The following is a 24,367-nucleotide window of genomic DNA, read 5'->3' on the forward strand; positions in this document are numbered from 1 at the left end:
CATGAAAGAAATAAACGTAGTTGGTGCCGGATTGGCGGGAAGTGAGGCGGCATGGCAAATTGCCAAACGCGGCATTAAGGTACGCCTTTATGAGATGCGTCCAGTAAAGCAGACACCAGCGCACCATACAGATAAATTTGCAGAATTGGTTTGCAGTAATTCACTCAGGGCCAATACATTGACAAATGCCGTTGGCGTCTTAAAAGAAGAAATGAGAAAGCTTGATTCCGTGATTATAGCTGCGGCTGACGAGTGTTCCGTTCCTGCAGGCGGTGCATTGGCAGTTGACCGTCATGAATTCGCTGCAAAAGTTACCGAACTGGTCAAAAACCATGAGAACGTTACCGTCGTTAACGAGGAAGTAGTCGAAATTCCTGAAGGTCCTACTGTGATTGCAACAGGACCACTAACAAGTCCGCACCTCTCGGAACAGTTGAAAAGCTTAACGGGCGAGGAATACCTTTATTTTTATGATGCTGCAGCACCGATTCTGGAAAAAGAAAGTATCAACATGGATAAGGTTTATTTGAAATCCCGCTATGATAAGGGCGATGCAGCCTATTTAAACTGTCCAATGACGGAAGAGGAGTTTAATCGTTTTTATGAAGCCCTTACTCAAGCAGAGACAGTGCCATTAAAGGAATTTGAAAAGGAAATCTTTTTCGAAGGCTGTATGCCAATTGAGGTAATGGCAGCAAGAGGGCGAAAGACGATGTTATTTGGACCATTAAAACCGGTTGGTTTAGAGGATCCGAAAACCGGAAAAAGGCCATTTGCAGTTATACAGCTCCGTCAAGATGATGCAGCTGGAACTCTATTTAATATTGTCGGATTTCAGACACATTTAAAGTGGGGTGCACAAAAAGAAGTTATTCAGTTAATCCCCGGTCTTGAAAATGCAGAAATTATTCGCTATGGTGTTATGCACCGCAATACCTTTATTAATTCACCAAAGGTACTGGAAGCAACTTATCAATTCAAAAACCGTGAAGATTTATTCTTCGCTGGTCAAATGACCGGTGTTGAGGGATATGTCGAATCGGCGGCTAGCGGATTAATTGCGGGCATCAATGCCTCCCGATTGGTTCAAGGGATGGACCCTGTTATCTTTCCCGCTGAAACCGCTATTGGCAGCATGGCGCGTTATATCACCACGGCCAATCCTGGTAATTTCCAGCCGATGAACGCAAATTTCGGATTATTCCCAGAATTGCCAGAAAGAATTAAAGGGAAACAGGAAAGAAACTTAAAGCATGCAAACCGTGCCTTGGAAACAATTCAGAACTTTGTGAAATTTTTGTAAAGTTTGTTGCAAGGGCTATCGAAGTATGTTACGATTTAGTAGCCCTTGCAAAGAAAATATTATGATAAATGTGAATGTTTTTTTAACTTTATTTATAGTGTATTTACAAACGGAGAGTAATTACGCAGAATATAAAATTGAACATTCCCAACATGCTATCAGTATTTTCCTACTTTCCTTGGATGAACCACGAATATTAGGTGAAAAACGTATAGTGTAAATCATCTGAGGGTATAAATGAATACAGTTTCCATAACAAATGTCCTAGAATTATTCTTTTGTTACATATCAGATCAAGACGCAAAAGGAAAATACTCCAAAAGGAGGGCTAGCTAAATGGGCCAATTTCATGCAACAACTATATTTGCAATCCATCATAATGGGGAATGCTCCATGTCTGGTGATGGTCAAGTTACATTTGGCAATGCTGTAGTGATGAAGCACACAGCAAAAAAGGTTAGAAAGATATTTAATGGTAAGGTACTGGCAGGATTTGCCGGTTCTGTTGCTGATGCGTTCACCCTCTTTGAACTTTTTGAAGGAAAATTAGAGGAGTATAATGGCAATCTTCAAAGAGCAGCGGTTGAGCTTGCGAAGGAGTGGAGAAACGATAAAATCCTAAGAAAGTTGGAAGCAATGTTAATAGTCATGAATAAGGACTATTTGCTGCTTGTATCCGGCACTGGTGAAGTTATCGAACCTGACGATGGAATTCTCGCAATTGGCTCAGGGGGAAATTATGCATTAGCTGCAGGTCGCTCGCTGAAAAAATATTCAGGAGAACATTTATCTGCGAAAGAAATAGCGAAAGCTTCTTTAGAAATAGCTGCTGAAATTTGTGTATACACGAACCACAATATCATCGTGGAAGAGCTATAACGGGAAGGAGATTAATATCTATGGGAAGTACAACAAATTTAACCCCCCGCCAAATTGTAGAAAAGCTTGACCAGTATATTATTGGACAGAAGGATGCGAAGAAGGCGGTTGCGGTAGCATTAAGGAACCGATATCGGAGAGGCTTATTGAATGATAAGCTTAGGGAAGAAATAATTCCAAAGAATATTTTGATGATTGGACCAACCGGTGTTGGAAAAACAGAAATTGCTAGAAGGATTGCCAAGCTTGTCGGTGCCCCGTTTATTAAGGTAGAAGCCACTAAATTCACAGAAGTTGGTTATGTTGGCCGTGATGTTGAATCAATGGTTAGAGATCTTGCGGAAACATCTGTTCGTTTAGTAAAAGAGGATCGAATGCAGAGTGTAAAAGAACGTGCTGAGGCAAATGCCAACGGCAGGCTTGTAGATTTACTCGTTCCTACAGCAAAAAAAGCAGCCAACTATAAAAATCCGCTGGAGATGCTGTTTGGGGGAGGAAATTCCACTTCAGAGCAAGAGACACATCAGGAAGATTACTCGGTTCAGGAAAAACGGAAGATTGTCAAAGAGAAATTGGCTCTAGGTGAATTAGAGGATGAAATTGTAACGGTAGAAGTCGAGGAGCAAGCTCCATCAATGTTTGATATGCTCCAGGGCTCAGGAATTGAGCAAATGGGCATGAATATGCAGGATGCGCTTAGCAGTTTTATGCCAAAAAAACGCAAAAAGAGAAAATTAACTGTTCGTGAAGCAAGAAAGGTTTTAACTAGTGAAGAAGCTGCAAAGCTCATTGATATGGATGAAGTAACCTCGGAAGCCATTTATCGTGCTGAACAGACAGGAATCATTTTTATTGATGAAATTGATAAAATTGCCAGTAAAAATTCTGGCGGCTCCTCTGCCGATGTATCAAGAGAAGGTGTTCAAAGGGATATTCTTCCAGTTGTTGAAGGTTCAACAGTCGTTACAAAATATGGTTCAATTAAAACGGATCATATTCTATTTATCGCAGCAGGGGCATTTCATATGGCAAAACCGTCTGATTTAATTCCTGAACTTCAAGGGCGTTTTCCAATTCGCGTGGAATTAACGAAGCTGACTGTTGATGATTTCTTTAGAATCTTGATTGAACCGGATAATGCCTTAATTAAGCAATACCAAGCATTATTGGAAACAGAAGGTATACAAATTGAATTTTCTGACGATGCTATTCGTAGAATCGCTGAAGTAGCATTCGAAGTGAATCAAAATACAGATAATATTGGTGCAAGACGTCTTCATACGATATTAGAGAAGCTTTTAGAAGACTTGTCTTTTGAAGCTCCTGATATTTCATTGGCGAAAGTCGCAATTACACCACAGTATGTAGATGATAAGCTTGGTGCTATTTCTAAAAATAAAGATTTAAGCCAATTCATCCTTTAGGAACAGGACTCCATCACCTGATTATATGGTAGGAAGTTCGAAGCATATATAGCTATTACATCAAAAAACAATAAATTTAATAATGGTTTTAGTCAATTAGGAGGAAGAAACACGATGGATTTACTTTCAAAAACGAGAAAAATTAATGTATTATTGCAAAAAGCCGCTGGAAAACCTGTTAACTTTAAGGAAATGTCAGAGACCTTAAGTGAGACGATTGAAGCGAATGTTTACATTGTCAGCCGCCGCGGGAAACTTTTAGGCTTTTCTATTTATCAGCAAATTGAAAATGAGCGAATGAAAAAGATGTTCGAGGACCGTCAATTTCCTGAAGAGTATACAAACGGGTTATTTAGTATTCAAGAAACTTCATCAAATCTTGATGTTGAAAGTCAATATACTGCTTTTCCTGTGGAGAACAGAGAGCTTTTCCGTGAGGGTTGGACAACAATTGTTCCGATTATTGGCGGCGGAGAGCGTCTTGGCACGTTAATCCTTGCAAGGCTGCATGAAAAATTCCAAGACGATGATCTAATTCTTGGTGAATACGGTGCAACGGTTGTAGGTATGGAAATTTTACGAGAAAAAGCAGAGGAAATTGAAGAAGAAGCTAGAAGCAAAGCGGTAGTTCAAATGGCAATCAGTTCATTGTCTTACAGTGAACTTGAAGCGATTGAGCATATTTTTGAAGAACTTAATGGCAGTGAAGGCTTATTGGTTGCTTCAAAAATCGCAGACCGCGTAGGCATTACCCGTTCAGTCATTGTTAATGCGTTAAGAAAGCTTGAGAGCGCAGGGGTAATTGAATCTCGTTCTCTTGGTATGAAAGGAACATATATTAAAGTCTTAAACGATAAGTTTCTAGTAGAACTTGATAAATTACGCTCTAACTAACAAAATAAAAAAATCCTCAGGCATGCCTGGGGATTTTTTTATAAGATCAACTTGATTGTTTATAGTACATGTGCTATAGTATTTCATGGTGTTAATACACACGCTCTTTGATTTAAGCAGATGGTGCTGTTCATGACAGTTTCTGTTTAAAAATGAGAGGAGCGGAGGAAAACAAACCATTAGGAGGAAATAACATGTCAGTCATTTCAATGAAGCAATTGCTTGAAGCTGGTGTACACTTCGGACACCAAACACGCCGTTGGAACCCTAAGATGAAGAAATATATCTTCACAGAGCGTAACGGTATCTACATCATCGACCTTCAAAAAACAGTTAAAAAGGTTGAAGAAGCTTACAACTGGGTGAAGGAACTTGCTGGTAACGGCGGAACTGTTCTATTTGTTGGTACAAAGAAACAGGCTCAAGATTCTGTTAAAGAAGAAGCAGGCCGTTCTGGTATGTACTATGTTAACCAACGCTGGTTAGGTGGTACATTAACTAACTTTGAAACAATCCAAAAGCGTATTGCCCGCTTAAAAGATATCGAAAGAATGTCTGAAGACGGCACTTTCGAAGTATTACCGAAAAAAGAAGTTGTTCAATTAAAGAAACAACAAGAACGCCTTGAAAAATTCTTAGGCGGGATCAAAGATATGAAACAGCTTCCTGATGCACTTTTCATCATCGACCCACGTAAAGAGCGTATCGCGGTTGCAGAAGCAAAGAAATTAAACATTCCTATCGTAGGTATTGTTGATACAAACTGTGATCCAGATGAAATCGATGTAGTGATTCCAGCGAATGACGATGCGATTCGTGCGGTTAAGCTTTTAACAGGTAAAATGGCAGATGCCATCCTTGAAGCAAAACAAGGCGAAGAAGTTCAAGCATAAGCAAGTCAATTCCAAGTAGTGATTTCAGGGAAAGGTGATAAGAGGGAGACCCTTTATCACCTTTTTTTAAAGAAAACTTGCCGATTGGCGAGCCGTGAGGCGAAGACAGAGGCTTAGTTGCACTTATGCCGATATGAAGGTTCTATGCTCTTTCTGCAATTTATTTTCCTATCGGCGAAAGAATAGTTTATCTTAATGTTCATTGGCAAAGATATGAATACATAGAAATTAAAGGAGGAAAAAAATTATGGCAGTTACTGCGCAAATGGTAAAAGAACTTCGTGAAAAAACGGGTGCGGGTATGATGGATTGTAAAAAGGCACTTACAGAAACAAATGGTGACATGGAAAAAGCAATTGATTTCTTACGCGAAAAAGGAATCGCTAAAGCTGCTAATAAAGCAGACCGTATTGCGGCTGAAGGATTAACTTCCATTTTAACCGAAGGTAACGATGCAGTTATTCTTGAAGTAAACTCTGAAACGGACTTTGTTGCGAAAAACGAAGGTTTCCAAGCACTAGTGAAAGAACTAGCTCAACATCTTATTAAAAACAAACCAGCAACAGTTGAAGAAGCTACATCACAAACAATGGAAAACGGTACAGTTGTTGCCGACCATATTAACGCTGCAATTGCCAAAATTGGCGAAAAACTTTCACTTCGTCGTTTTGCAGTCCTGTCAAAAACTGATAATGATGCATTTGGCGCTTACCTTCATATGGGTGGACGCATCAGTGTGCTAACAGTTCTTGAAGGGACTACAGATGCAGATGCTGCTAAAGATATTTCAATGCACATCGCTGCGCTAAGACCAAAATATGTATCTCGTGATCAAGTATCACAAGAAGAAGTTGAGCGCGAGCGTCAAGTGTTAACTACTCAAGCTCTTAACGAAGGCAAGCCTGAAAATATCGTTGCTAAAATGGTAGAAGGCCGTCTTGGAAAATATTTTGAAGATGTATGTGTTCTAGACCAAACTTTCGTTAAAAACCCTGATCAAAAAGTGCGTCAATTTGTTGAATCTAAAGGTGCAACTTTACGCGAATTTGTACGTTACGAAGTAGGGGAAGGCATCGAGAAGCGCGAAGACAACTTTGCTGAAGAAGTTATGAACCAAGTAAACAAACAATAGTCAAATATTCTCTAGCTTTAAAAAGAAATAATAAGGGAATGTTACTGTAATAGGTTTTTGAATAGGGGACACGGTGTGTTCCCTATTTTTAAGATAAATTTTAGTATCGAGCTCCAGCGCCTGACCAAGGCGCTTGCGCTTTAAAAATATACATATGGAGGTTTATATGGGCGGTCCTAAGTACAAACGCGTGGTTTTAAAATTGAGCGGGGAAGCACTTGCAGGTGAATCGAGCTTTGGAATTAAACCTTCTGTCATCAAATCGATTGCGATTCAAGTAAAGGAACTAGCAGAGCTCGGAGTTGAAGTTGCAGTCGTTGTTGGCGGCGGCAACATTTGGCGCGGGAAAATCGGCAGTGAAATGGGTATGGATAGGGCAACTGCCGATTATATGGGCATGCTTGCAACGGTCATGAATTCTTTAGCACTTCAGGATAGCTTGGAGCATTTAGGAATTGAATCCCGGGTGCAAACATCGATTGAAATGCGCCAGGTTGCGGAGCCTTACATCAGACGTCGTGCCATTAGACATCTAGAAAAAAAGCGAGTTGTCATTTTTGCGGCCGGTACAGGTAATCCATATTTTTCTACAGATACAACGGCTGCTTTAAGAGCAGCAGAAATTGATGCGGAAGTCATTTTAATGGCGAAAAACAATGTGGATGGGGTCTATTCTGCCGACCCGCGGGTTGATGAAAATGCTACGAAATACGAAGATCTATCATTCCTGGATGTTCTTAAGGAAGGCTTAGCGGTCATGGATTCAACTGCTTCTTCCTTATGTATGGATAATGATATCCCGCTTATTGTTTTCTCAATTATGGAACACGGAAATATTAAAAAAGCCGTAATGGGTGAAAAAATTGGAACTATCGTTAGGGGGAAAAAATAATGCCAAAACAAGTCATCTCTACTACAAAGGATCGAATGACAAAAGCGATTCAGGCTTATTCACGCGTGCTTGCCAGCATCCGTGCCGGGAGAGCAAGTGCTTCATTGCTTGACAGAATTATGGTTGATTATTATGGTGCACCCACACCTGTTAACCAAATGGCGGGGATTTCAACACCGGAAGCTAGACTGCTTGTTATTCAGCCATATGATAAATCCATCCTTGGTGATATTGAAAAAGCAATTCTTAAGTCTGATTTAGGATTAAATCCTTCTAATGACGGGATGGTCATTCGCCTCGCGATTCCGCAATTGACAGAAGAGCGCCGCAAGGAACTAGTGAAATTAGTTAAAAAAGAATCTGAAGAAGCTAAAGTTGCTGTCCGCAACATTCGCCGTGATGCCAATGATGATTTAAAGAAGTTGGAGAAAAATGGCGACATTACTGAAGATGCTCTTCGCGGCTATTCTGATGATATTCAAAAGCTAACAGACGAAAATATTACGAAAATTGATCAAATCACCAAAGATAAAGAAAAAGAAATTTTAGAAGTGTAAATTGCTTCCGGATTTCCGGAATTCTAGTAAGAACCCTCTTCTTAGGGGGTTTTTTTCACTATTTTCACCCTTTTTCAATTTGTATATATTGTAATGGACTTCTCTGATTTACTATTCTTCATTTCTTTAAATTTACATAAGTTATTTAGTAGAGATATCTTCTAGCTTTTTTGGTATGATAAGAGCATGCTACCCTGACATTCCTTTACATTACATCAGACTGGGGTTGCTGGAAATGATTTATTATCGGAGGAATTGATTAACTAATTGAGGAGCAATGTTATGTTTAAAAAATTTTGGCTTAGGAAGAACCCAAAAGATTCTTCTACACTCCAAGATAAAATAGAAGAAATAAAAAAAATGCCTGTACCTAATCATGTGGCGATTATTATGGATGGCAATGGACGGTGGGCAAAGAAACGGGCGCTGCCGCGAATTGCCGGTCATCATGAAGGCATGAAGGTGGTCCGGAAAACAACGATGCTGGCAAATAAGCTTGGAATCAAAACGCTGACATTATATGCTTTTTCGACTGAAAACTGGAAGCGTCCAAAAAATGAAGTGGAATATATCATGAGGCTGCCAGAAGAATTTTTAGGTACATTTCTTCCTGAATTAGTTGAGAATAATGTTCAAGTTAAAATGATGGGTTATAAAAATCAGCTTCCCGTACATACCATGCATGCAATTGAAAAAGCTATAGAAGAAACAAAACATAATAATGGACTTGTCTTAAACTTTGCCTTGAATTATGGAAGCCGGTCGGAAATTCTCGATGCCGTTAAGCAAGTCTTAAATGATTGCAATAATGGTATACTGAAGGAAACAGAACTAGACGAAAAAGCCTTTTCATCTTACATGATGACGGCTAATTTTGCTGATCCAGACCTATTAATCCGGACTAGCGGTGAAATACGTTTGAGCAACTTTATGCTCTGGCAATTGGCTTACTCCGAACTTTGGTTTACAGATGTTTTGTGGCCTGATTTTAGTGAGGAACATTTGCTGGAAGCAATAGAAACCTTCCAAAATCGCCAGCGCAGGTTTGGCGGTTTATAGAACTAAAAAAGGTGTTGAACTATTAGATGAAGCAAAGAATCATAACAGGAGTCGTTGCCGCGGCATTATTTTTGCCGATTGTTTATTATAGTGGAATTCCTCTTGTACTTTTAACGTATTTTTTAGCGACTATTGGCTTGTATGAGTTATATAAAATGAAAAACCTAAACCTCTTTTCCGGTCACGGATTATTATCAGTCTTGTTTCTTTGGGCCCTCCTTTTCCCTGAGAAATATATGCACGTCCTAGATACTTTCTATTATTCAAAAACCGAGCTGTGCATAGTGTTTATACTCTTATTATTAGCTTATACCGTGATCACAAAGAATCGTTTTACATTTGAAGACGTTTCATTCACTATCCTTTCCGCACTTTATGTGGGCATTGGCTTTTACTTTTTCTTTGAAACAAGGGTAGATGGCGGGCTTGTCTATATTTTATATTCCTTATTTATGATTTGGGCGACAGATTCAGGGGCTTACTTTATCGGGAAAGCATTGGGAAAGAGAAAGCTTTGGCCGGAAATCAGTCCTAACAAAACGGTTGAAGGATCAATCGGCGGTGTCGTATGTGCTGTCGTTGTAGCCGTTTTATTTGTATTATTCACTGATATTAAAGGCTCGATAATCGGGATAACAGTGATACTTTCTGTGTTTGGACAAATTGGGGATTTAGTCGAATCAGCATTTAAACGTCACTTTAACGTAAAAGATTCAGGTAAAATATTGCCTGGCCATGGTGGAATCCTCGATCGCTTTGACAGTTTATTATTTGTCTGGCCATTATTGCACTTATTCCACCTTTGGTAAAACGTGAATGTGCTTTACTTTTTAGGAGATGAAATTTGTGAAAATTATTAGTTTAATGGGAGCAACAGGGTCGATTGGCACCCAGACATTAGATGTAATTCGGGAGCATCCAACAGAATTTAAATTAGCTGCCATTTCCGTAGGTAAAAATATTGACATGGCGCGAAAAATTATTGGAGAATTTCAGCCCGAGCTAATTTCTGTACAAGATTATCATGACTGTAATACATTAAAAGCAGAATTCCCACATATAAAGTTTACATATGGTAATGAAGGACTAATCGAAATTGCGGTTTATGAAAAAGCGGACATTCTTGTTAATGCCGTTCTTGGCAGTGTTGGCTTACATCCTACTTTACAGGCAATTGAATGTGGAAAAACAATTGCAATTGCAAATAAAGAAACACTTGTTACGGCAGGCCATTTAGTTATGGATGCCGCTAAAAGGAATAATGTTTCGCTGCTCCCTGTTGATAGTGAGCATTCCGCTATTTTCCAGGCATTACAAGGAGAAAAAGAGAAAAATATTGAAAGATTAATTCTAACTGCTTCAGGGGGCAGCTTTCGAGATCGCTCCCGAAAAGAAATAGAAAATGTAACAGTCCAAGAAGCTTTAAACCATCCCAATTGGTCAATGGGTGCGAAAATCACAATAGATTCCGCAACTATGATGAACAAAGGATTGGAAGTAATTGAGGCACACTGGCTGTTTCAAATACCTTATGAAAAAATTGATGTACTGCTTCATAAAGAGAGTATCATTCATTCAATGGTTGAATTCCATGACAGCAGTATTATTGCTCAATTAGGAACACCTGATATGAGAGTGCCAATTCAATATGCACTTACTTACCCGGATCGACTACCTCGTTTATCCGCTAATCGATTGGATTTGGCGCAGATTGGCAAACTGCATTTTCAAGAAATGGATATTGAGAGGTTCCGCTGCCTCCATTTTGCATATATCGCTGGTAATGAAGGTGGAACGCTGCCAACTGTTTTGAATGCTGCTAACGAAGCGGCAGTCGCAGCGTTTTTGGAAGGGAAGATACGTTTCTTACAGATTGAAGATTTGATTGAGAAGGCATTAAGCAATCATCAAACCATAGCGCATCCAAGTTTAGCTGTAATCCAAGAGGTAGATAAGGAAACGAGAAAATTTGTACATTCACTTCTATAAAAAAGGTGGTTTTATATTTGAGTACAGTTATAGCCTTTATTGTCATTTTTGGCGCACTCGTCTTCTTTCATGAACTAGGTCATTTCATTTTCGCAAAACGGGCAGGGATCCTCTGCCGCGAATTTGCAATTGGTATGGGTCCGAAAGTGTTCACACATAAAAAAGGAGAAACAACCTATACGATTCGATTATTGCCAATTGGCGGATTTGTCCGTATGGCAGGCGAAGATCCAGAAATGGTGGAAATTAAGCCGGGATACCGGATTGGTCTTTTGTTTGACAAGGAAGAAAAAGTAGACAAAATTATCCTTAATAATAAAGAAAAGTTTCCTAATTGCCGGATCGTTGAAGTGGAGCATGCGGATATTGAACGGGAATTAGTCATTAAGGGTTTTCCGGAAGATGAAAATGAAAGCTTACGAACATTTTCCATTCATCCACAGGCGGTTATTGTTGAAAATGGGATAGAATCACAAATTGCCCCAATTGACCGGCAATTTGGTTCAAAGACATTATGGCAAAGATTCTTAGCGATTTTTGCTGGTCCAATGATGAACTTTGTACTTGCCTTCGTCCTATTTATAATCATCGCTTTACTGCAGGGAGTGTCTTCAAATGAACCGAAATTGGGTGAGATCACCCCTGATGGTGCCGCGAAAACTGCCGGCCTTAAACAAGGGGATGTCGTCCAGAGTATTAATGGCTCAGAAATTTCAAGCTGGGAAGATGTCGTCCATTTGATCCGAAAAAATCCAAATAAAAAACTTGATTTCACAGTCATTCGTGATAGTAAAGAAATGGAGATTCCCGTCACACCGCTCGAAAAGACAGTTGAAGGCAAGAAAATGGGAATCATCGGTGTTTACGGCCCCGTTGAAAAATCTCCCGTGCAAGCAGTTAAATCCGGGTTCACTGAAACCTATAACTGGACAAAGCTAATTTTTGTCATGGTTGGAAAGTTAGTTACCGGTCAATTTTCTATTGATGCGCTATCAGGTCCTGTTGGTATATACAATTCAACTGCTGAGGTAGCCAAATCAGGAATTTATTATTTAATGAAGTGGGCAGGGATTTTAAGCATTAACCTTGGGATCATGAACCTCTTACCAATTCCCGCGCTCGACGGCGGCAGATTGATGTTCTTTGCTGTTGAAGCTGTAAGAGGGAAACCAATTGACCGTCAAAAGGAAGGGATGGTTCACTTTATTGGATTCGCCCTCCTTATGCTGCTGATGCTTGTTGTTACCTGGAATGATATTCAAAGATTTTTCTTGTAAAAAGGAAAGGGGCCGTGAAAACGGTCCCTTACTTTATTTACTCATGAAAGAAGAAATATGGATGAAGTTTTTTGTCGAATAAACCCGAATCATCATGTATCATATGATATAATAATGATTTGACATAGAGAAAATAAGTGATCTTTTAATAGATGGGAGAGAGACGCTTGAGCGATCTAACCTTAGGGAATAAAGAGCGATTTCAACTCTTGCTCCAACAGCTGCAATTGGTTGAGGATGCGATTGTAGTCCATTTCAACAACGCGCAAATAGAAAGACTTTTAGTTGAAAAGAAAGCAAGGAAATGGCATTTTCAATTTTTATTTGAAAAAATCCTTCCCTACAATGTATATCTTCGGTTTATGACTCAGTTAGAGAGAACATTTTCGAATATCGCAACAATTTCATATAGTATTCAAGTATCTGATCAAACAATGTCACCAGAACTAATTCATGAATATTGGAGTTATTGTATTCAGCAAATTGATGGTATTGCTCCACCGCTATTAAAGCTGCTAAATGAACAACACCCCGATGTGAATGGGAATAAGCTTACTGTCACTGTCCGAAATGATACCGAGGGTCAAGCAATAAAGCGGAAATATGGCGGGACCATCACTAATATTTACCAATCTTTCGGATTTCCTAATTTATCGATTGAGACGGAAATAAATAACGAAGAAAAAAATGAAGAATATCAGCAATTCTTACTTGCCAAGCAAAAGGAAGACCAAGAACGAGGCCTTCAAGCATTGGCTGAATTACAAAAGAAAGAGGCTGAAAAGGATCAGTCATCTGGAGATGTTCCTAAAGGCCCGCTTACGATTGGTCTCACTATTAAGGATAATAGTGAATTCCGCAGTCTCATAGATATTGTTGATGAAGAAAGAAGAATAGCGGTTGAAGGCTATATCTTTGATGCCGAGATTCGCGAGCTCCGGAGCGGGCGGTCACTGCTTACCTTCAAAATTACCGACTATACCAGCTCGATTATGGTGAAAATGTTTTCGAGAGATAAAGAGGATGCAGCCCTTTTTCAGCTTGTTAAAAAGGGGATGTGGGTTAAGGTTCGGGGGAGCATTCAGAACGATACCTTCGTTCGTGACCTTGTGATGATTGGAAATGACATAAATGAAATTAAACCTGCTCAGCGGAAGGATACTGCACCGGATGGTGAAAAACGTGTGGAACTCCATCTGCATACACCAATGAGTCAAATGGATGCTGTGACACCTGTAAGTACACTTATTGCCCAAGCAAAAAAATGGGGCCATAAAGCGATTGCCGTGACAGACCACGCCGGTGCCCAATCATTTCCAGAGGCATACAATGCCGGAAAGAAAAACGATATTAAAATTCTTTATGGGGTGGAAGTGAATTTGGTCGATGATGGCGTACCAATCGCTTATAATGACGCAAACCGTTTACTAGCAGAAGATACATTTGTAGTTTTTGACGTTGAAACAACAGGTCTTTCTGCTGTATATGATACGATTATCGAACTTGCAGCCGTTAAGGTGAAGGATGGGGACATCATTGATCGGTTTGAGTCATTTGCTAACCCGCACCACCGTTTATCGGCAACGACCATAAACCTTACCGGGATTACAGATGATATGGTGCAAACTGCCCCGGAAGTGGAAGAAGTCCTCAGGAGATTTTATGAATGGGCGGGGGATGCAATCCTTGTTGCTCATAACGCCTCTTTCGATATGGGCTTCTTAAATGTTGGCTATAAAAAAATTGGATTAGAAAAGGCCGCTAACCCGGTTATTGATACACTAGAGCTGGGCCGGTTTCTTTATCCTGAAATGAAAAACCATCGCTTAAACACACTGACTAAGAAGTTTGATATTGACCTAACCCAACATCACCGAGCAATTTATGATGCTGAGGCAACAGGGTACTTACTGTTAAAAATGCTTAAAGACGCACTTGAAAAAGGAATCCAATACCATGATGAGTTTAACAATAACATGGGAAAAGGGAATGCCTATCAACGTGCCCGACCATTTCATTGCACACTTATAGCGCAAACTGAGGCTGGATTAAAGAACTTATTTAAACTAGTTTCGATTTCTCATATACAGTATTTTTACAGAGTGCCGAGAATTCCGAGATCTGTTCTTCAAAAATACAGAGAAGGCATCCTTGTAGGCTCCGGCTGCAGCAAGGGCGAAGTTTTTGAAGGAATGATGCAAAAATCTCCAGAAGAAGTTGAAGCAGCAGCACGATTTTATGATTATATCGAGGTCATGCCGAAGGAAGTTAATGCTCCGTTGATTGAAATGGAATTGGTCCGCGATGAAAAGGCAATGGAAGATATTATTACTAAGATTGTAAACCTAGGCGATAAATTAGGCATTCCTGTCGCCGCATCGGGAAATGTCCATTATTTAAATGAAAATGATAAAATTTATCGGAAAATATTAATTAACTCGCAAGGCGGCGCCAACCCGCTGAACCGCCATAAGCTTCCTGATGTCCACTTTAGGACAACTAATGAGATGCTTGATGCCTTTTCGTTTTTGGGCAAGGAAAAGGCAAAGGAAATTGTCGTCATTAACACAAATAAAATCGCCGACATGATTGATGACATTAAACCAATTAAAGACGATTTATATACACCAAGAATTGAAGGTGCCGATGAAGAAATGCGTGAAATGAGTTACGCAATGGCACGAAAAATTTATGGTGAAACACTTCCGGAAATTGTCGAGGCACGCCTGGAAAAAGAACTGAAAAGTATCATTGGACATGGGTTTGCCGTTATTTATTTGATTTCACACAAACTTGTAAAAAAATCCTTGGATGATGGTTACCTTGTAGGTTCAAGGGGATCTGTCGGTTCCTCCCTTGTTGCCACCATGACAGAAATAACGGAAGTTAATCCATTGCCGCCGCATTATGTTTGCCCTGAATGTAAGCACTCAGAGTTCTTTAATGATGGGTCTGTTGGATCTGGATTTGATTTGCCAGATAAAAACTGCCCCGAATGCGGCTCCAAATACACGAAAGACGGGCATGATATTCCCTTTGAAACATTCCTTGGTTTTAAAGGGGATAAGGTCCCGGATATCGATTTAAATTTCTCGGGTGAGTATCAGCCGCGTGCCCATAACTATACAAAGGTCCTGTTTGGTGAGGATAATGTGTTCCGTGCCGGTACAATTGGAACGGTGGCCGATAAAACAGCTTATGGATATGTAAAGGCCTACCAACAGGATAATAATCTTCAAATACGCGGTGCAGAAGTGGACCGGCTTGCGTCCGGCTGTACAGGGGTGAAAAGAACGACGGGGCAGCATCCTGGCGGCATCATTGTTATTCCTGATTATATGGATGTTTATGATTTTTCACCGATTCAATTTCCGGCAGATGATCGAACATCTGAATGGAAGACAACACATTTTGATTTCCATTCCATCCATGATAACGTGTTAAAGCTTGATATTCTCGGTCACGACGACCCGACGGTTATTAGGATGCTTCAGGATTTAAGTGGAATGGATCCGAAAACAATTCCAACGGATGATCCTGAAGTGATGAAAATCTTCAGCGGTACTGAATCCTTAGGTGTGACAGAACAGCAAATCATGTGTAAAACTGGTACTCTTGGGATCCCTGAGTTTGGAACACGATTCGTAAGACAAATGCTTGAGGATACTAAACCAACAACATTTTCAGAACTCGTTCAAATCTCAGGACTTTCACATGGTACAGATGTATGGCTGGGAAATGCCCAAGAATTAATTCATAATCAAATATGTAACTTGAGCGAAGTAATCGGCTGTCGGGACGACATTATGGTGTACCTTATTTATCAAGGACTAGAGCCTTCGTTTGCCTTTAAAATTATGGAATCAGTCCGTAAAGGAAAAGGCTTAAGTGATGAAATGGAAGCGGAAATGAGGAAAAATGAAGTTCCGGAATGGTATATTGATTCTTGTAAAAAGATTAAGTATATGTTCCCTAAGGCGCATGCGGCTGCCTATGTGTTAATGGCAGTACGAATTGCCTATTTTAAAGTCCATCTGCCGCTACTTTATTACGCTGCATATTTTACAGTCCGCGCCGAGGATTTTGACATCGAAGCGATGTCACGCGGTTCAGAAGCGATTCGCGCAAAAATAGAAGAAATTAACGCAAAGGGATTAGAAACGTCAAATAAAGAGAAAAACTTACTAACAGTTTTAGAATTGGCACTTGAGATGACTGAAAGAGGGTTTACCTTCCAAAATTACGACTTATACAAATCAGCTGCATCAGAATTTATCATTGAAGGAAATTCGTTAATCCCACCCTTTAATTCTATTCCGGGGCTTGGAACCAATGCTGCCTTTAACATTGTAAAGGCAAGGGGAGATGGAGAATTTTTATCAAAAGAAGACCTGCAGCAGAGAGGGAAGGTATCCAAGACCATTCTTGAATATTTGGACAAACAAGGATGCCTTAAATCCCTGCCAGAACAAAACCAGCTTTCCCTTTTCTAAAACACTCTCCATCAACCGCCCTTGAACAAGGCGCTCTGCTTTGGTTATGGTTTGCATAAAAATGTTGGTTATGGTATAGTCTAATTGGAAATACTAAGAAATACTCTCGTGTCTAAGAGTGGGGAAACCCACTCTTTCGTCTTGTTTACTAATGTTTTTATAGTATTACTTGATAAAACTTTCCGTGAACTACATACAATATGGGGTGAATTATCGGATAAGGAGGTAGTCATGAGCAAAGTAACGGAAGTTGTAGAAGAGCTTGCTGCACCAATTTTTCAAGAGCTTGGTTTGGAATTAGTGGATGTTGAGTATGTAAAAGAAGGAAAAAGCTGGTTTCTTCGCGTATATATTGATAAAGAAAACGGTGTTGACATTGAGGATTGCGGAGTAGTCAGTGAGCGGCTCAGCGAAATACTTGATGAAATCGATCCAATTCCTCATAATTATTTTCTTGAAGTGTCCTCACCTGGAGCAGAGCGCCCATTAAAAAAAGATAAAGATTTTCAAATGGCAATTGGCAAAAATGTGTTTATCAAAACCTATGAGCCAATTGATGGTGAAAAAGGCTTCGAAGGGACATTGTTGGAATTTAATGGTCAAGTATTGAAAATTGAGGTCAAAATCAAGACCCGTAAGAAGTCTATAGAAATTCCATATGAAAAAGTGGCAAATGCTCGACTAGCAGTTATTTTTTCTTAAAGAAAAATTGAATAGGATTAGGGGGATACAAGCAAATGAGCAGCGAATTATTAGATGCTCTTACAATACTGGAAAGAGAAAAAGGTATTTCCAGAGCGATTTTAATTGAAGCGATTGAGGCAGCACTTGTATCGGCATATCGCCGTAATTTCAATCAAGCTCAGAATGTTCGAATCGATATTAATTTACAAACAGGATCGATGCGAGTTTTTGCGCGAAAAGAGGTTGTCGATCAGGTTTTTGATCCACGTCTGGAAATCTCTTTAGAGGATGCAAGACAAATTAATCCAAACTACCAGGTTGAAGATGTTGTTGAAATAGAGGTTACTCCAAAGGATTTCGGCAGAATCGCAGCCCAAACTGCTAAACAGGTAGTTACACAGCGAGTTAGAGAAGCTGAACGAGGAATCATTTATTCAGAATTTATCGATCGTGAAGAAGATATAATGACCGGTATTGTTCAACGGCTGGATTCTAAATTTATTTATGTCAGCCTTGGTAAAATCGAGGCATTACTTCCTGTAAATGAACAAATGCCAAATGAACGATATAAGCCCCACGACCGAATCAAGGTGTTTTTAACAAAAGTTGAAAAAACAACCAAAGGTCCGCAAATATTCGTTTCTCGGACACATCCAGGACTTCTGAAACGTTTATTTGAAATTGAGGTCCCAGAGATTTATGACGGAACAGTGGAAATTAAATCAGTTGCCCGTGAAGCCGGGGATCGCTCGAAGATTTCTGTACACTCGGACAATCAAGAAGTTGATCCGGTTGGTTCATGTGTGGGACCTAAGGGTACAAGGGTTCAAGCAGTTGTAAATGAATTAAAGGGTGAAAAAATCGATATCGTTAAGTGGTCTGATGATCCAGTTGTCTTTGTCGCTAATTCACTAAGTCCATCGAAGGTTTTAGATGTTATGGTGAGTGAAAACGAAAAAGCAACGACGGTTGTAGTGCCGGATTATCAGCTTTCCCTAGCAATTGGTAAACGGGGGCAAAATGCCCGGCTTGCCGCAAAATTAACAGGCTGGAAAATTGATATCAAATCAGAAACAGAAGCGCGTGAAATGGGAATTTACCCGCGTGAAGAACCAATCAGGCTTTTTGATGATCAGGTTGATACTGATTTCGATTTCGAAGAAGATATAGATTAAGGTTGAGGTGAGACGTGTGAACTCTAGAAAAAAAGTTCCAATGCGCAAATGTGTGGCTACCGGTGAAATGAAACCGAAAAAAGAACTCGTTCGCATCGTTCGCTCTAAAGAAGGAGACGTATCCATCGATTTGACTGGAAAAAAATCCGGTAGAGGTGCATACCTTTCAAAGGACAAAGAAGCTGTCTTACTAGCCAAGAAAAAAAACACCTTGTCTAATCATTTAGAGGTTTCAATTAATGATTCTATCTATGAAGAACTACTTGAGTTAATAGAGAAGGAGAACTGACCATCCACATGAATCAAAAACAATGGATGTCATTACTTGGCTTGGCCAATCGAGCGCGTAAAATCACAACGGGTGAGGAATTAACCGTCAAAGAAATCAGAAGCGGCAAAGCAAAGCTCGTATTATTATCCGCAGATGCATCTGCGAATACGACAAAAAAAATTACTGATAAATGTAATTCCTATGAAGTTCCATTTAAAATGGTTGAGGACCGTCATCTTCTTGGTCAAGCAATTGGCAAGGAAGCCCGCGTTGTTGTAGCTGTTATGGATGATGGATTTGCAAAAAAATTGATAACGTTGCTCGATTAAATCTAGCGGGGGTGAAAATATGAGTAAAATCCGTGTTTATGAATACGCAAAAAAACACAATATTTCAAGTAAAGATATCATTACAAAATTAAAAGAAATGAATATAGAGGTTTCCAATCATATGGCAACAATAGAAGATGCAGACATCAAGAAACTTGATGCCGCCTACAATAAAAAGGCAACCAATGCAACGCAGCAAAAGTCTGTAAATAATACACAGCAAAAGTCTGTAAATAATACACAGCAAAAGCCGGTAAATAATACGCAGCAAAAGCAGGAAAGCGGACAGCAAAAACGCTCAAGCAATCGTCCTGCCCAGCAGCAAAATCGTCAAAATCAAAGACCGGCCCAAACGGGACAAAAGTCGCAAGTGCAGTCAAAATCACCTAAAGCATTTGAGGAAGCTGCAGACAAAAATTCTGCTCCTAGCAAGGTGAAGGTGGCCTCTCCTCAAAAAACGGCAGAAGGTAAAAAGCAAAACCAAGAAAACCAATCAAAAGAAAATAAAGTCTTCAATTCAGGCAAAGCAAAGAGCAAACCTTATAATAACCATAACAACCAAAATCGTAATAATCATAATAATAAAAAGAAAAACCATACACCAGTTCAGCAAGCAGCTCCGCAAAAGAAAAAAGAGAGAGAACTTCCAGCTAAAATTACCTTTAGTGAATCGCTAACGGTGGCAGAGCTAGCGAAAAAAATCTACCGTGAACCATCAGAAATCATCAAAAAGCTCTTCTTGCTAGGTGTAATGGCTACAATTAACCAGGTGTTAGATAAAGATGCAATTGAGTTAATCGCCGGCGAATACGGGGTCGAGGTCGAGGAAGAAATTAAAATCGATACAACCGACCTAGAAGTGTATTTTACGGATGATAGTGCGGAAAACTTAGTAGAAAGACCTTCTGTTGTTACCATTATGGGGCATGTTGACCACGGTAAAACAACATTGCTTGATTCGATTCGTAACACAAAGGTAACTGAAGGAGAAGCTGGTGGAATAACCCAGCATATCGGTGCCTATCAAGTAGTTGAAAATGGTAAGAAAATCACCTTCCTTGATACACCAGGACACGCTGCTTTCACAACCATGCGTCAACGCGGTGCTAAAATTACCGATATTACCATTCTTGTTGTAGCTGCAGATGACGGTGTAATGCCGCAAACTGTAGAAGCCATTAACCATGCAAAAGCAGCTGAGGTTCCAATTATTGTTGCTGTAAATAAAATGGATAAAGAGGCCGCAAATGCTGATCGTGTTATGCAGGAACTTACAGAACATGGTTTAGTTTCTGAAGCATGGGGAGGAGATACAATCTTTGTCCCAATTTCTGCAAAAAACGGCGATGGAATTGATAATCTTTTAGAAATGATTCTTCTTGTCAGTGAAGTAGAAGAATATAAAGCAAATCCAAATAGAAAAGCTGTTGGAACAGTTATTGAAGCCCAGTTGGATAAGGGCCGCGGTTCAGTTGCTACTTTGCTCGTACAAAACGGTACACTAAAAATTGGTGATCCGATTGTTGTTGGTCATACACATGGCCGTGTTCGTGCGATGGTGAATGATAAAGGCCGCCGAGTTAAAGAAGCAGGCCCATCAACGCCAGTTGAAATTACTGGATTAAGTGATGTGCCGCAGGCTGGAGACCGCTTCGTTGTGTTTGATGACGAAAAGACAGCTCGACAAGTTGGGGAAGCGCGCTCCCAGCAGGCATTGGCTGCCCATCGCGGGGAAAAATCGATTGTAAGCTTAGAAACGCTGTTTGATCAATTGAAGCAAGGTGAAATGAAGGACTTAAACATCATCCTTAAAGCAGATGTTCAAGGTTCTGCAGAAGCCGTAGCTGCTTCATTACAAAAAATCGACGTTCAAGGTGTCAACATCAAAATTATCCACAGTGGTGCAGGTGCGATTAATGAGTCGGATATTAGTCTTGCGGCGGCTTCAAATGCCATCGTTATCGGATTTAATGTTCGCCCAGATGCCAACGCGAAACGTGCTGCAGATGCTGAGAAAGTGGATGTACGTCTGCACAGGATCATTTATAAAGTTATCGAAGAGATTGAAGCGGCGATGAAAGGAATGCTTGACCCTGAATTCCAAGAAAAAATCATCGGTCAAGCTGAGGTTCGCCAGACATTTAAAGTATCGAAGGTTGGTACGATTGCTGGCTCGTATGTGACGGATGGTAAAATTACCCGTGACAGCGGCATTCGTCTAATTCGTAACGGAGTTGTCATCTTTGAAGGACAAATCGATGCCTTAAAACGATTCAAAGACGATGCAAAAGAAGTCGCACAAGGCTATGAATGTGGTATCACCATTAAAAACTTTAATGATGTTAAAGAAGGAGACATCATTGAAGCATACGTAATGGAAGAAATTGAACGTAAATGATCATCGGCGCTGCCGTTTGTGAATGTATCATTTACGATGCCCATTCGTTAAAAGAGAAACGAGCCGTTTTGCAGCGAATCCTTACACGATTGAAGCAGAAGTTTAACGTATCCGTGTCTGAAGTTGACTATCAAGATGTATGGCAGCGGACAAAGATTGCCATCGCAGCAGTCACTTCCTCAAGAGTCTCGACAGAGCAGGAGCTGCAAAATGCGTTAAAATTTATCGACTCGTTTCCGGAAATAGAAAGAACGATCACCGAGATGGATTGGCTTTAAGTTAAGAGGTGAATATGATGAGCCACAGAGCAAATCGTGTTGGAGAACAAATGAAAAAAGAACTAGGTGACATCATCAGTCGCAAAATCAAAGATCCGCGGATTGGATTTGTGACGGTTACCGATGTTGAAGTAACTGGAGATTTACAACAAGCAAAGGTTTATATTTCTGTATTAGGTGATGAAGAGCAACGGGAAAATACTTTAAAAGGTCTGGCCAAGGCAAAAGGTTTTATCCGGACAGAAATTGGTCAGCGTATTCGCCTTCGTAAAACACCTGAAATCATCTTTGAATGGGATGAATCAATCGATTATGGTAATCGGATTGAGACGCTGCTCCATCAACTGCATACAGATGATGATAAACCAATGGGTACGAATGAAGAAGAGTAACATTTTAAAGGGAATGGATAGACAAAGGTCTATCCATTTTTTTCGATAATATTTAGATAGGAGAGTTAATCTTGGAAGGAATTTTACCATTATTTAAGCCTGCTGGGTTAACATCGCATGATTGTGTCTTTAAGTTAAGGAAGATATTAAAAACAAAAAAAGTAGGTCATACAGGTACACTTGATCCTGATGTAACCGGAGTTCTTCCTATTTGTATTGGGAAGGCAACAAAAGTGGCGGAATACATAACGGATGCGGGCAAAGCTTATGTAGGAGAAGTGACGGTTGGCTTTTCGACAACTACAGAAGATGCTTCAGGTGAAGAAGTTGAAAGAAAGGCTGTTGACCGGATTTTTTCCAGAAAAGAAATCCTAGAGGTGCTGCAATCGCTCACAGGAGATATTGAACAAACCCCACCAATGTTTTCGGCAGTGAAAGTTGGGGGAGTAAGACTCTATGAATATGCTCGAAAAGGAATCGAAGTGGAACGCCCTACAAGGAAAGTAACCATTTATTCAATCGAGTTGCTCGATGACAGGGAACAATTTCAAGGGGAGGTCCTAACATTTCGCTTCAGGGTAAATTGCAGTAAAGGAACTTATATTCGTACATTAGCGGTCATGATTGGTGAGCTTCTTGGTTTTCCCGCTCATATGTCATATTTGCAACGAGTTCAATCTGCTCACTTTTCTTTGGAGGACTGCTTGACATTTGAAGAAATAGAAAAACATATGGAATCTGGTACGATCTCTAGCGTGCTCCAACCATTAGAAGCAGCACTTTCTCATTTGCCGAAATTACTGATTAATGATAAAGTAGCAGAGAAAGTGAAAAATGGTGCACTATTGCCAATACCAGAACAGTTTAACACTAGTAACGGACCTATTATTGCAGAAACTAAAGATGGCCTGGCATTGGCGATATATGCAAAACATCCCAACAAGCTAGGTTTGCTTAAACCAGTTAAGGTATTAAGAAACGAGATAGAATAAAAGGTTACCGCAAAAGAAAAGGTGAGTTTCATTTGGAAATAATAAGACTAAGTTTTCCAACTAACATAAGTAACGAATTTCCGCCACTAGTAATGGCACTTGGCTATTTTGATGGAGTTCATCGCGGTCATAGGCAGGTAATCCTTGAAGCCAAACGGCTAGCGGAAAAAGCGGGATTTCACAGTGCTGTCATGACATTTGACCCTCATCCATCGGTTGTGTTAGGAAAAGGCCGGAAACATGTACAGTATATAACTCCATTAGAGGAAAAGATTAACATAATCAATAGCTTAGGTATTGATTATCTATTTATTGTCCATTTCACCGGAGAATTTGCCAATCTGCTTCCGCAGGAGTTTATTGATCAATTTATCATTGCCCTTAATGTTCACCATGTTGTCGCCGGATTTGATTTTACATATGGACGAATGGGTAAAGGAACAATGGAAACTTTGCCATTCCATTCAAGAAATCAATTTTCTCACACAGTAGTAGCAAAATTTGCGCACGATAACGAAAAGGTTAGTTCAACGAGAATTCGCAATCTCTTAAATGAAGGAAAAACAGCGGAGCTTCCACCGCTTCTTGGTAAGTTTTATACGACGGCAGGCACGGTCATTCATGGAGATAAACGGGGCCGGACAATTGGTTTTCCAACGGCAAACATTGGCTTAAATGAGGCATATATTGTTCCGCCTACCGGTGTTTATGCGGTAAGAATGAAAGTAGATAATGAATGGCATGTGGGTGTTTGTAATGTTGGATACAAACCAACATTTAATAAGGAAGCGGTAAAGCTATCAGTTGAAATACATCTGTTTGACTTTAATCGCGAGATTTATGGATATGAAGTTGTTATTGAATGGCATTTATTTTTACGGAAAGAACAAAAATTTTCAGGGATTGAAGAACTGGTAACTCAAATAGAAAAAGATAAACAAAATGCGTTAGATTACTTTGACCGAAATCGACAACCGTTCTAATTTTGCTAAGGTAATGAAGTATTTCTTACAAGATAATGAGGTTTTTACTTGCTTTTTGACGTAAAACAATGTA

At 39.9% G+C, this 24,367-nt stretch carries 22 protein-coding genes; all 22 read left to right on the plus strand.

All coding sequences use genetic code 11. From position 1 onward, the window contains the following. Window position 1: 1 nt before the first annotated feature. The 22 genes from trmFO to ribF all read left to right on the plus strand — a co-directional run bounded on the left by trmFO (window position 2) and on the right by ribF (window position 24,294). Window positions 2-1,303: an FADH(2)-oxidizing methylenetetrahydrofolate--tRNA-(uracil(54)-C(5))-methyltransferase TrmFO gene (trmFO, locus tag AA980_RS02705; RefSeq protein WP_024026821.1), complete on the plus strand. Its 1,302-nt coding sequence runs from the start codon at window positions 2-4 to the stop codon at window positions 1,301-1,303. Window positions 1,304-1,639: 336 nt separating this feature from the next. Beyond that, complete coding sequence (gene hslV / locus AA980_RS02710) at window positions 1,640-2,182, plus strand: ATP-dependent protease subunit HslV (RefSeq protein ID WP_024026820.1); 543 nt, start codon at window positions 1,640-1,642, stop codon at window positions 2,180-2,182. A gap of 20 nt (window positions 2,183-2,202) precedes the next feature. Continuing rightward, window positions 2,203-3,606, plus strand: a complete 1,404-nt coding sequence (gene hslU, locus AA980_RS02715) for an HslU--HslV peptidase ATPase subunit (RefSeq protein WP_024026819.1) — start codon at window positions 2,203-2,205, stop codon at window positions 3,604-3,606. 114 nt (window positions 3,607-3,720) lie between these two features. Further along, window positions 3,721-4,500: a GTP-sensing pleiotropic transcriptional regulator CodY gene (gene codY, locus AA980_RS02720; protein WP_024026818.1), complete on the plus strand. Its 780-nt coding sequence runs from the start codon at window positions 3,721-3,723 to the stop codon at window positions 4,498-4,500. A gap of 194 nt (window positions 4,501-4,694) precedes the next feature. After that, window positions 4,695-5,393, plus strand: coding sequence for a 30S ribosomal protein S2 (gene rpsB / locus AA980_RS02725; RefSeq protein ID WP_024026817.1), 699 nt, complete (start codon window positions 4,695-4,697; stop codon window positions 5,391-5,393). Window positions 5,394-5,640: 247 nt separating this feature from the next. Further along, window positions 5,641-6,525 carry a translation elongation factor Ts gene (tsf, locus tag AA980_RS02730; RefSeq protein WP_024026816.1) on the plus strand — a complete coding sequence of 295 codons (885 nt, stop codon included), beginning with the start codon at window positions 5,641-5,643 and terminating at the stop codon, window positions 6,523-6,525. A 166-nt stretch (window positions 6,526-6,691) separates the two neighbouring features. Then, on the plus strand, window positions 6,692-7,417 hold the full coding sequence (gene pyrH / locus AA980_RS02735) for a UMP kinase (RefSeq protein ID WP_024026815.1): 726 nt from the start codon (window positions 6,692-6,694) through the stop codon (window positions 7,415-7,417). Continuing rightward, window positions 7,417-7,974: a ribosome recycling factor gene (frr, locus tag AA980_RS02740; protein ID WP_024026814.1), complete on the plus strand. Its 558-nt coding sequence runs from the start codon at window positions 7,417-7,419 to the stop codon at window positions 7,972-7,974. Before pyrH ends, frr begins: the two co-directional genes overlap by 1 nt. A gap of 282 nt (window positions 7,975-8,256) precedes the next feature. Next, window positions 8,257-9,033, plus strand: coding sequence for an isoprenyl transferase (locus AA980_RS02745; protein WP_024026813.1), 777 nt, complete (start codon window positions 8,257-8,259; stop codon window positions 9,031-9,033). A 26-nt stretch (window positions 9,034-9,059) separates the two neighbouring features. Then, window positions 9,060-9,842, plus strand: a complete 783-nt coding sequence (locus AA980_RS02750) for a phosphatidate cytidylyltransferase (RefSeq protein ID WP_024026812.1) — start codon at window positions 9,060-9,062, stop codon at window positions 9,840-9,842. 37 nt (window positions 9,843-9,879) lie between these two features. Next, a complete protein-coding gene (dxr, locus tag AA980_RS02755; protein ID WP_024026811.1) occupies window positions 9,880-11,022 on the plus strand; it encodes a 1-deoxy-D-xylulose-5-phosphate reductoisomerase in 1,143 nt (380 codons plus the stop codon). Window positions 11,023-11,039: 17 nt separating this feature from the next. After that, entirely contained in the window at window positions 11,040-12,299 is a 1,260-nt protein-coding gene (gene rseP / locus AA980_RS02760) for an RIP metalloprotease RseP (RefSeq protein ID WP_024026810.1), read from the plus strand. A gap of 152 nt (window positions 12,300-12,451) precedes the next feature. Further along, complete coding sequence (locus AA980_RS02765) at window positions 12,452-16,792, plus strand: PolC-type DNA polymerase III (RefSeq protein ID WP_034723170.1); 4,341 nt, start codon at window positions 12,452-12,454, stop codon at window positions 16,790-16,792. Window positions 16,793-17,023: 231 nt separating this feature from the next. Then, entirely contained in the window at window positions 17,024-17,494 is a 471-nt protein-coding gene (rimP, locus tag AA980_RS02770) for a ribosome maturation factor RimP (protein ID WP_024026808.1), read from the plus strand. 35 nt (window positions 17,495-17,529) lie between these two features. Continuing rightward, complete coding sequence (gene nusA, locus AA980_RS02775; protein WP_024026807.1) at window positions 17,530-18,651, plus strand: transcription termination factor NusA; 1,122 nt, start codon at window positions 17,530-17,532, stop codon at window positions 18,649-18,651. A gap of 16 nt (window positions 18,652-18,667) precedes the next feature. Continuing rightward, entirely contained in the window at window positions 18,668-18,940 is a 273-nt protein-coding gene (rnpM, locus tag AA980_RS02780) for an RNase P modulator RnpM (protein WP_024026806.1), read from the plus strand. Between the two features lie 8 nt (window positions 18,941-18,948). Further along, window positions 18,949-19,251 carry a YlxQ family RNA-binding protein gene (locus AA980_RS02785; RefSeq protein ID WP_024026805.1) on the plus strand — a complete coding sequence of 101 codons (303 nt, stop codon included), beginning with the start codon at window positions 18,949-18,951 and terminating at the stop codon, window positions 19,249-19,251. Between the two features lie 19 nt (window positions 19,252-19,270). Then, window positions 19,271-21,649, plus strand: a complete 2,379-nt coding sequence (infB, locus tag AA980_RS02790; protein WP_024026804.1) for a translation initiation factor IF-2 — start codon at window positions 19,271-19,273, stop codon at window positions 21,647-21,649. Next, a complete protein-coding gene (locus AA980_RS02795; RefSeq protein WP_024026803.1) occupies window positions 21,646-21,927 on the plus strand; it encodes a DUF503 domain-containing protein in 282 nt (93 codons plus the stop codon). Before infB ends, AA980_RS02795 begins: the two co-directional genes overlap by 4 nt. A 17-nt stretch (window positions 21,928-21,944) precedes the next feature. Then, the gene (gene rbfA, locus AA980_RS02800; protein ID WP_024026802.1) at window positions 21,945-22,319 is read left to right on the plus strand and encodes a 30S ribosome-binding factor RbfA; all 375 of its coding nucleotides are present in this window, start codon (window positions 21,945-21,947) and stop codon (window positions 22,317-22,319) included. Between the two features lie 71 nt (window positions 22,320-22,390). Further along, window positions 22,391-23,311 (plus strand): tRNA pseudouridine(55) synthase TruB, encoded by a 921-nt coding sequence (gene truB, locus AA980_RS02805; protein ID WP_024026801.1) that lies wholly within the window; start codon window positions 22,391-22,393, stop codon window positions 23,309-23,311. A gap of 32 nt (window positions 23,312-23,343) precedes the next feature. Further along, window positions 23,344-24,294 (plus strand): bifunctional riboflavin kinase/FAD synthetase, encoded by a 951-nt coding sequence (ribF, locus tag AA980_RS02810; RefSeq protein WP_024026800.1) that lies wholly within the window; start codon window positions 23,344-23,346, stop codon window positions 24,292-24,294. Window positions 24,295-24,367: the final 73 nt, after the last annotated feature.

The organism is Neobacillus vireti (assembly GCF_001026695.1).
In the GTDB taxonomy this organism is placed as follows: domain Bacteria; phylum Bacillota; class Bacilli; order Bacillales; family Cytobacillaceae; genus Neobacillus; species Neobacillus vireti.

Excerpts from the sequence above, each read along its gene's own strand:
- trmFO (WP_024026821.1), top strand. The coding sequence starts at position 2 with ATGAAAGAAATAAACGTAGTTGGTGCCGGATTGGCGGGAAGTGAGGCG.
- hslV (WP_024026820.1), top strand. The coding sequence starts at position 1,640 with ATGGGCCAATTTCATGCAACAACTATATTTGCAATCCATCATAATGGG.
- hslU (WP_024026819.1), top strand. The coding sequence starts at position 2,203 with ATGGGAAGTACAACAAATTTAACCCCCCGCCAAATTGTAGAAAAGCTT.
- codY (WP_024026818.1), top strand. The coding sequence starts at position 3,721 with ATGGATTTACTTTCAAAAACGAGAAAAATTAATGTATTATTGCAAAAA.
- rpsB (WP_024026817.1), top strand. The coding sequence starts at position 4,695 with ATGTCAGTCATTTCAATGAAGCAATTGCTTGAAGCTGGTGTACACTTC.
- tsf (WP_024026816.1), top strand. The coding sequence starts at position 5,641 with ATGGCAGTTACTGCGCAAATGGTAAAAGAACTTCGTGAAAAAACGGGT.
- pyrH (WP_024026815.1), top strand. The coding sequence starts at position 6,692 with ATGGGCGGTCCTAAGTACAAACGCGTGGTTTTAAAATTGAGCGGGGAA.
- frr (WP_024026814.1), top strand. The coding sequence starts at position 7,417 with ATGCCAAAACAAGTCATCTCTACTACAAAGGATCGAATGACAAAAGCG.
- AA980_RS02745 (WP_024026813.1), top strand. The coding sequence starts at position 8,257 with ATGTTTAAAAAATTTTGGCTTAGGAAGAACCCAAAAGATTCTTCTACA.
- AA980_RS02750 (WP_024026812.1), top strand. The coding sequence starts at position 9,060 with ATGAAGCAAAGAATCATAACAGGAGTCGTTGCCGCGGCATTATTTTTG.
- AA980_RS02765 (WP_034723170.1), top strand. The coding sequence starts at position 12,452 with ATGGGAGAGAGACGCTTGAGCGATCTAACCTTAGGGAATAAAGAGCGA.
- rimP (WP_024026808.1), top strand. The coding sequence starts at position 17,024 with ATGAGCAAAGTAACGGAAGTTGTAGAAGAGCTTGCTGCACCAATTTTT.
- nusA (WP_024026807.1), top strand. The coding sequence starts at position 17,530 with ATGAGCAGCGAATTATTAGATGCTCTTACAATACTGGAAAGAGAAAAA.
- AA980_RS02785 (WP_024026805.1), top strand. The coding sequence starts at position 18,949 with ATGAATCAAAAACAATGGATGTCATTACTTGGCTTGGCCAATCGAGCG.
- infB (WP_024026804.1), top strand. The coding sequence starts at position 19,271 with ATGAGTAAAATCCGTGTTTATGAATACGCAAAAAAACACAATATTTCA.
- AA980_RS02795 (WP_024026803.1), top strand. The coding sequence starts at position 21,646 with ATGATCATCGGCGCTGCCGTTTGTGAATGTATCATTTACGATGCCCAT.
- rbfA (WP_024026802.1), top strand. The coding sequence starts at position 21,945 with ATGAGCCACAGAGCAAATCGTGTTGGAGAACAAATGAAAAAAGAACTA.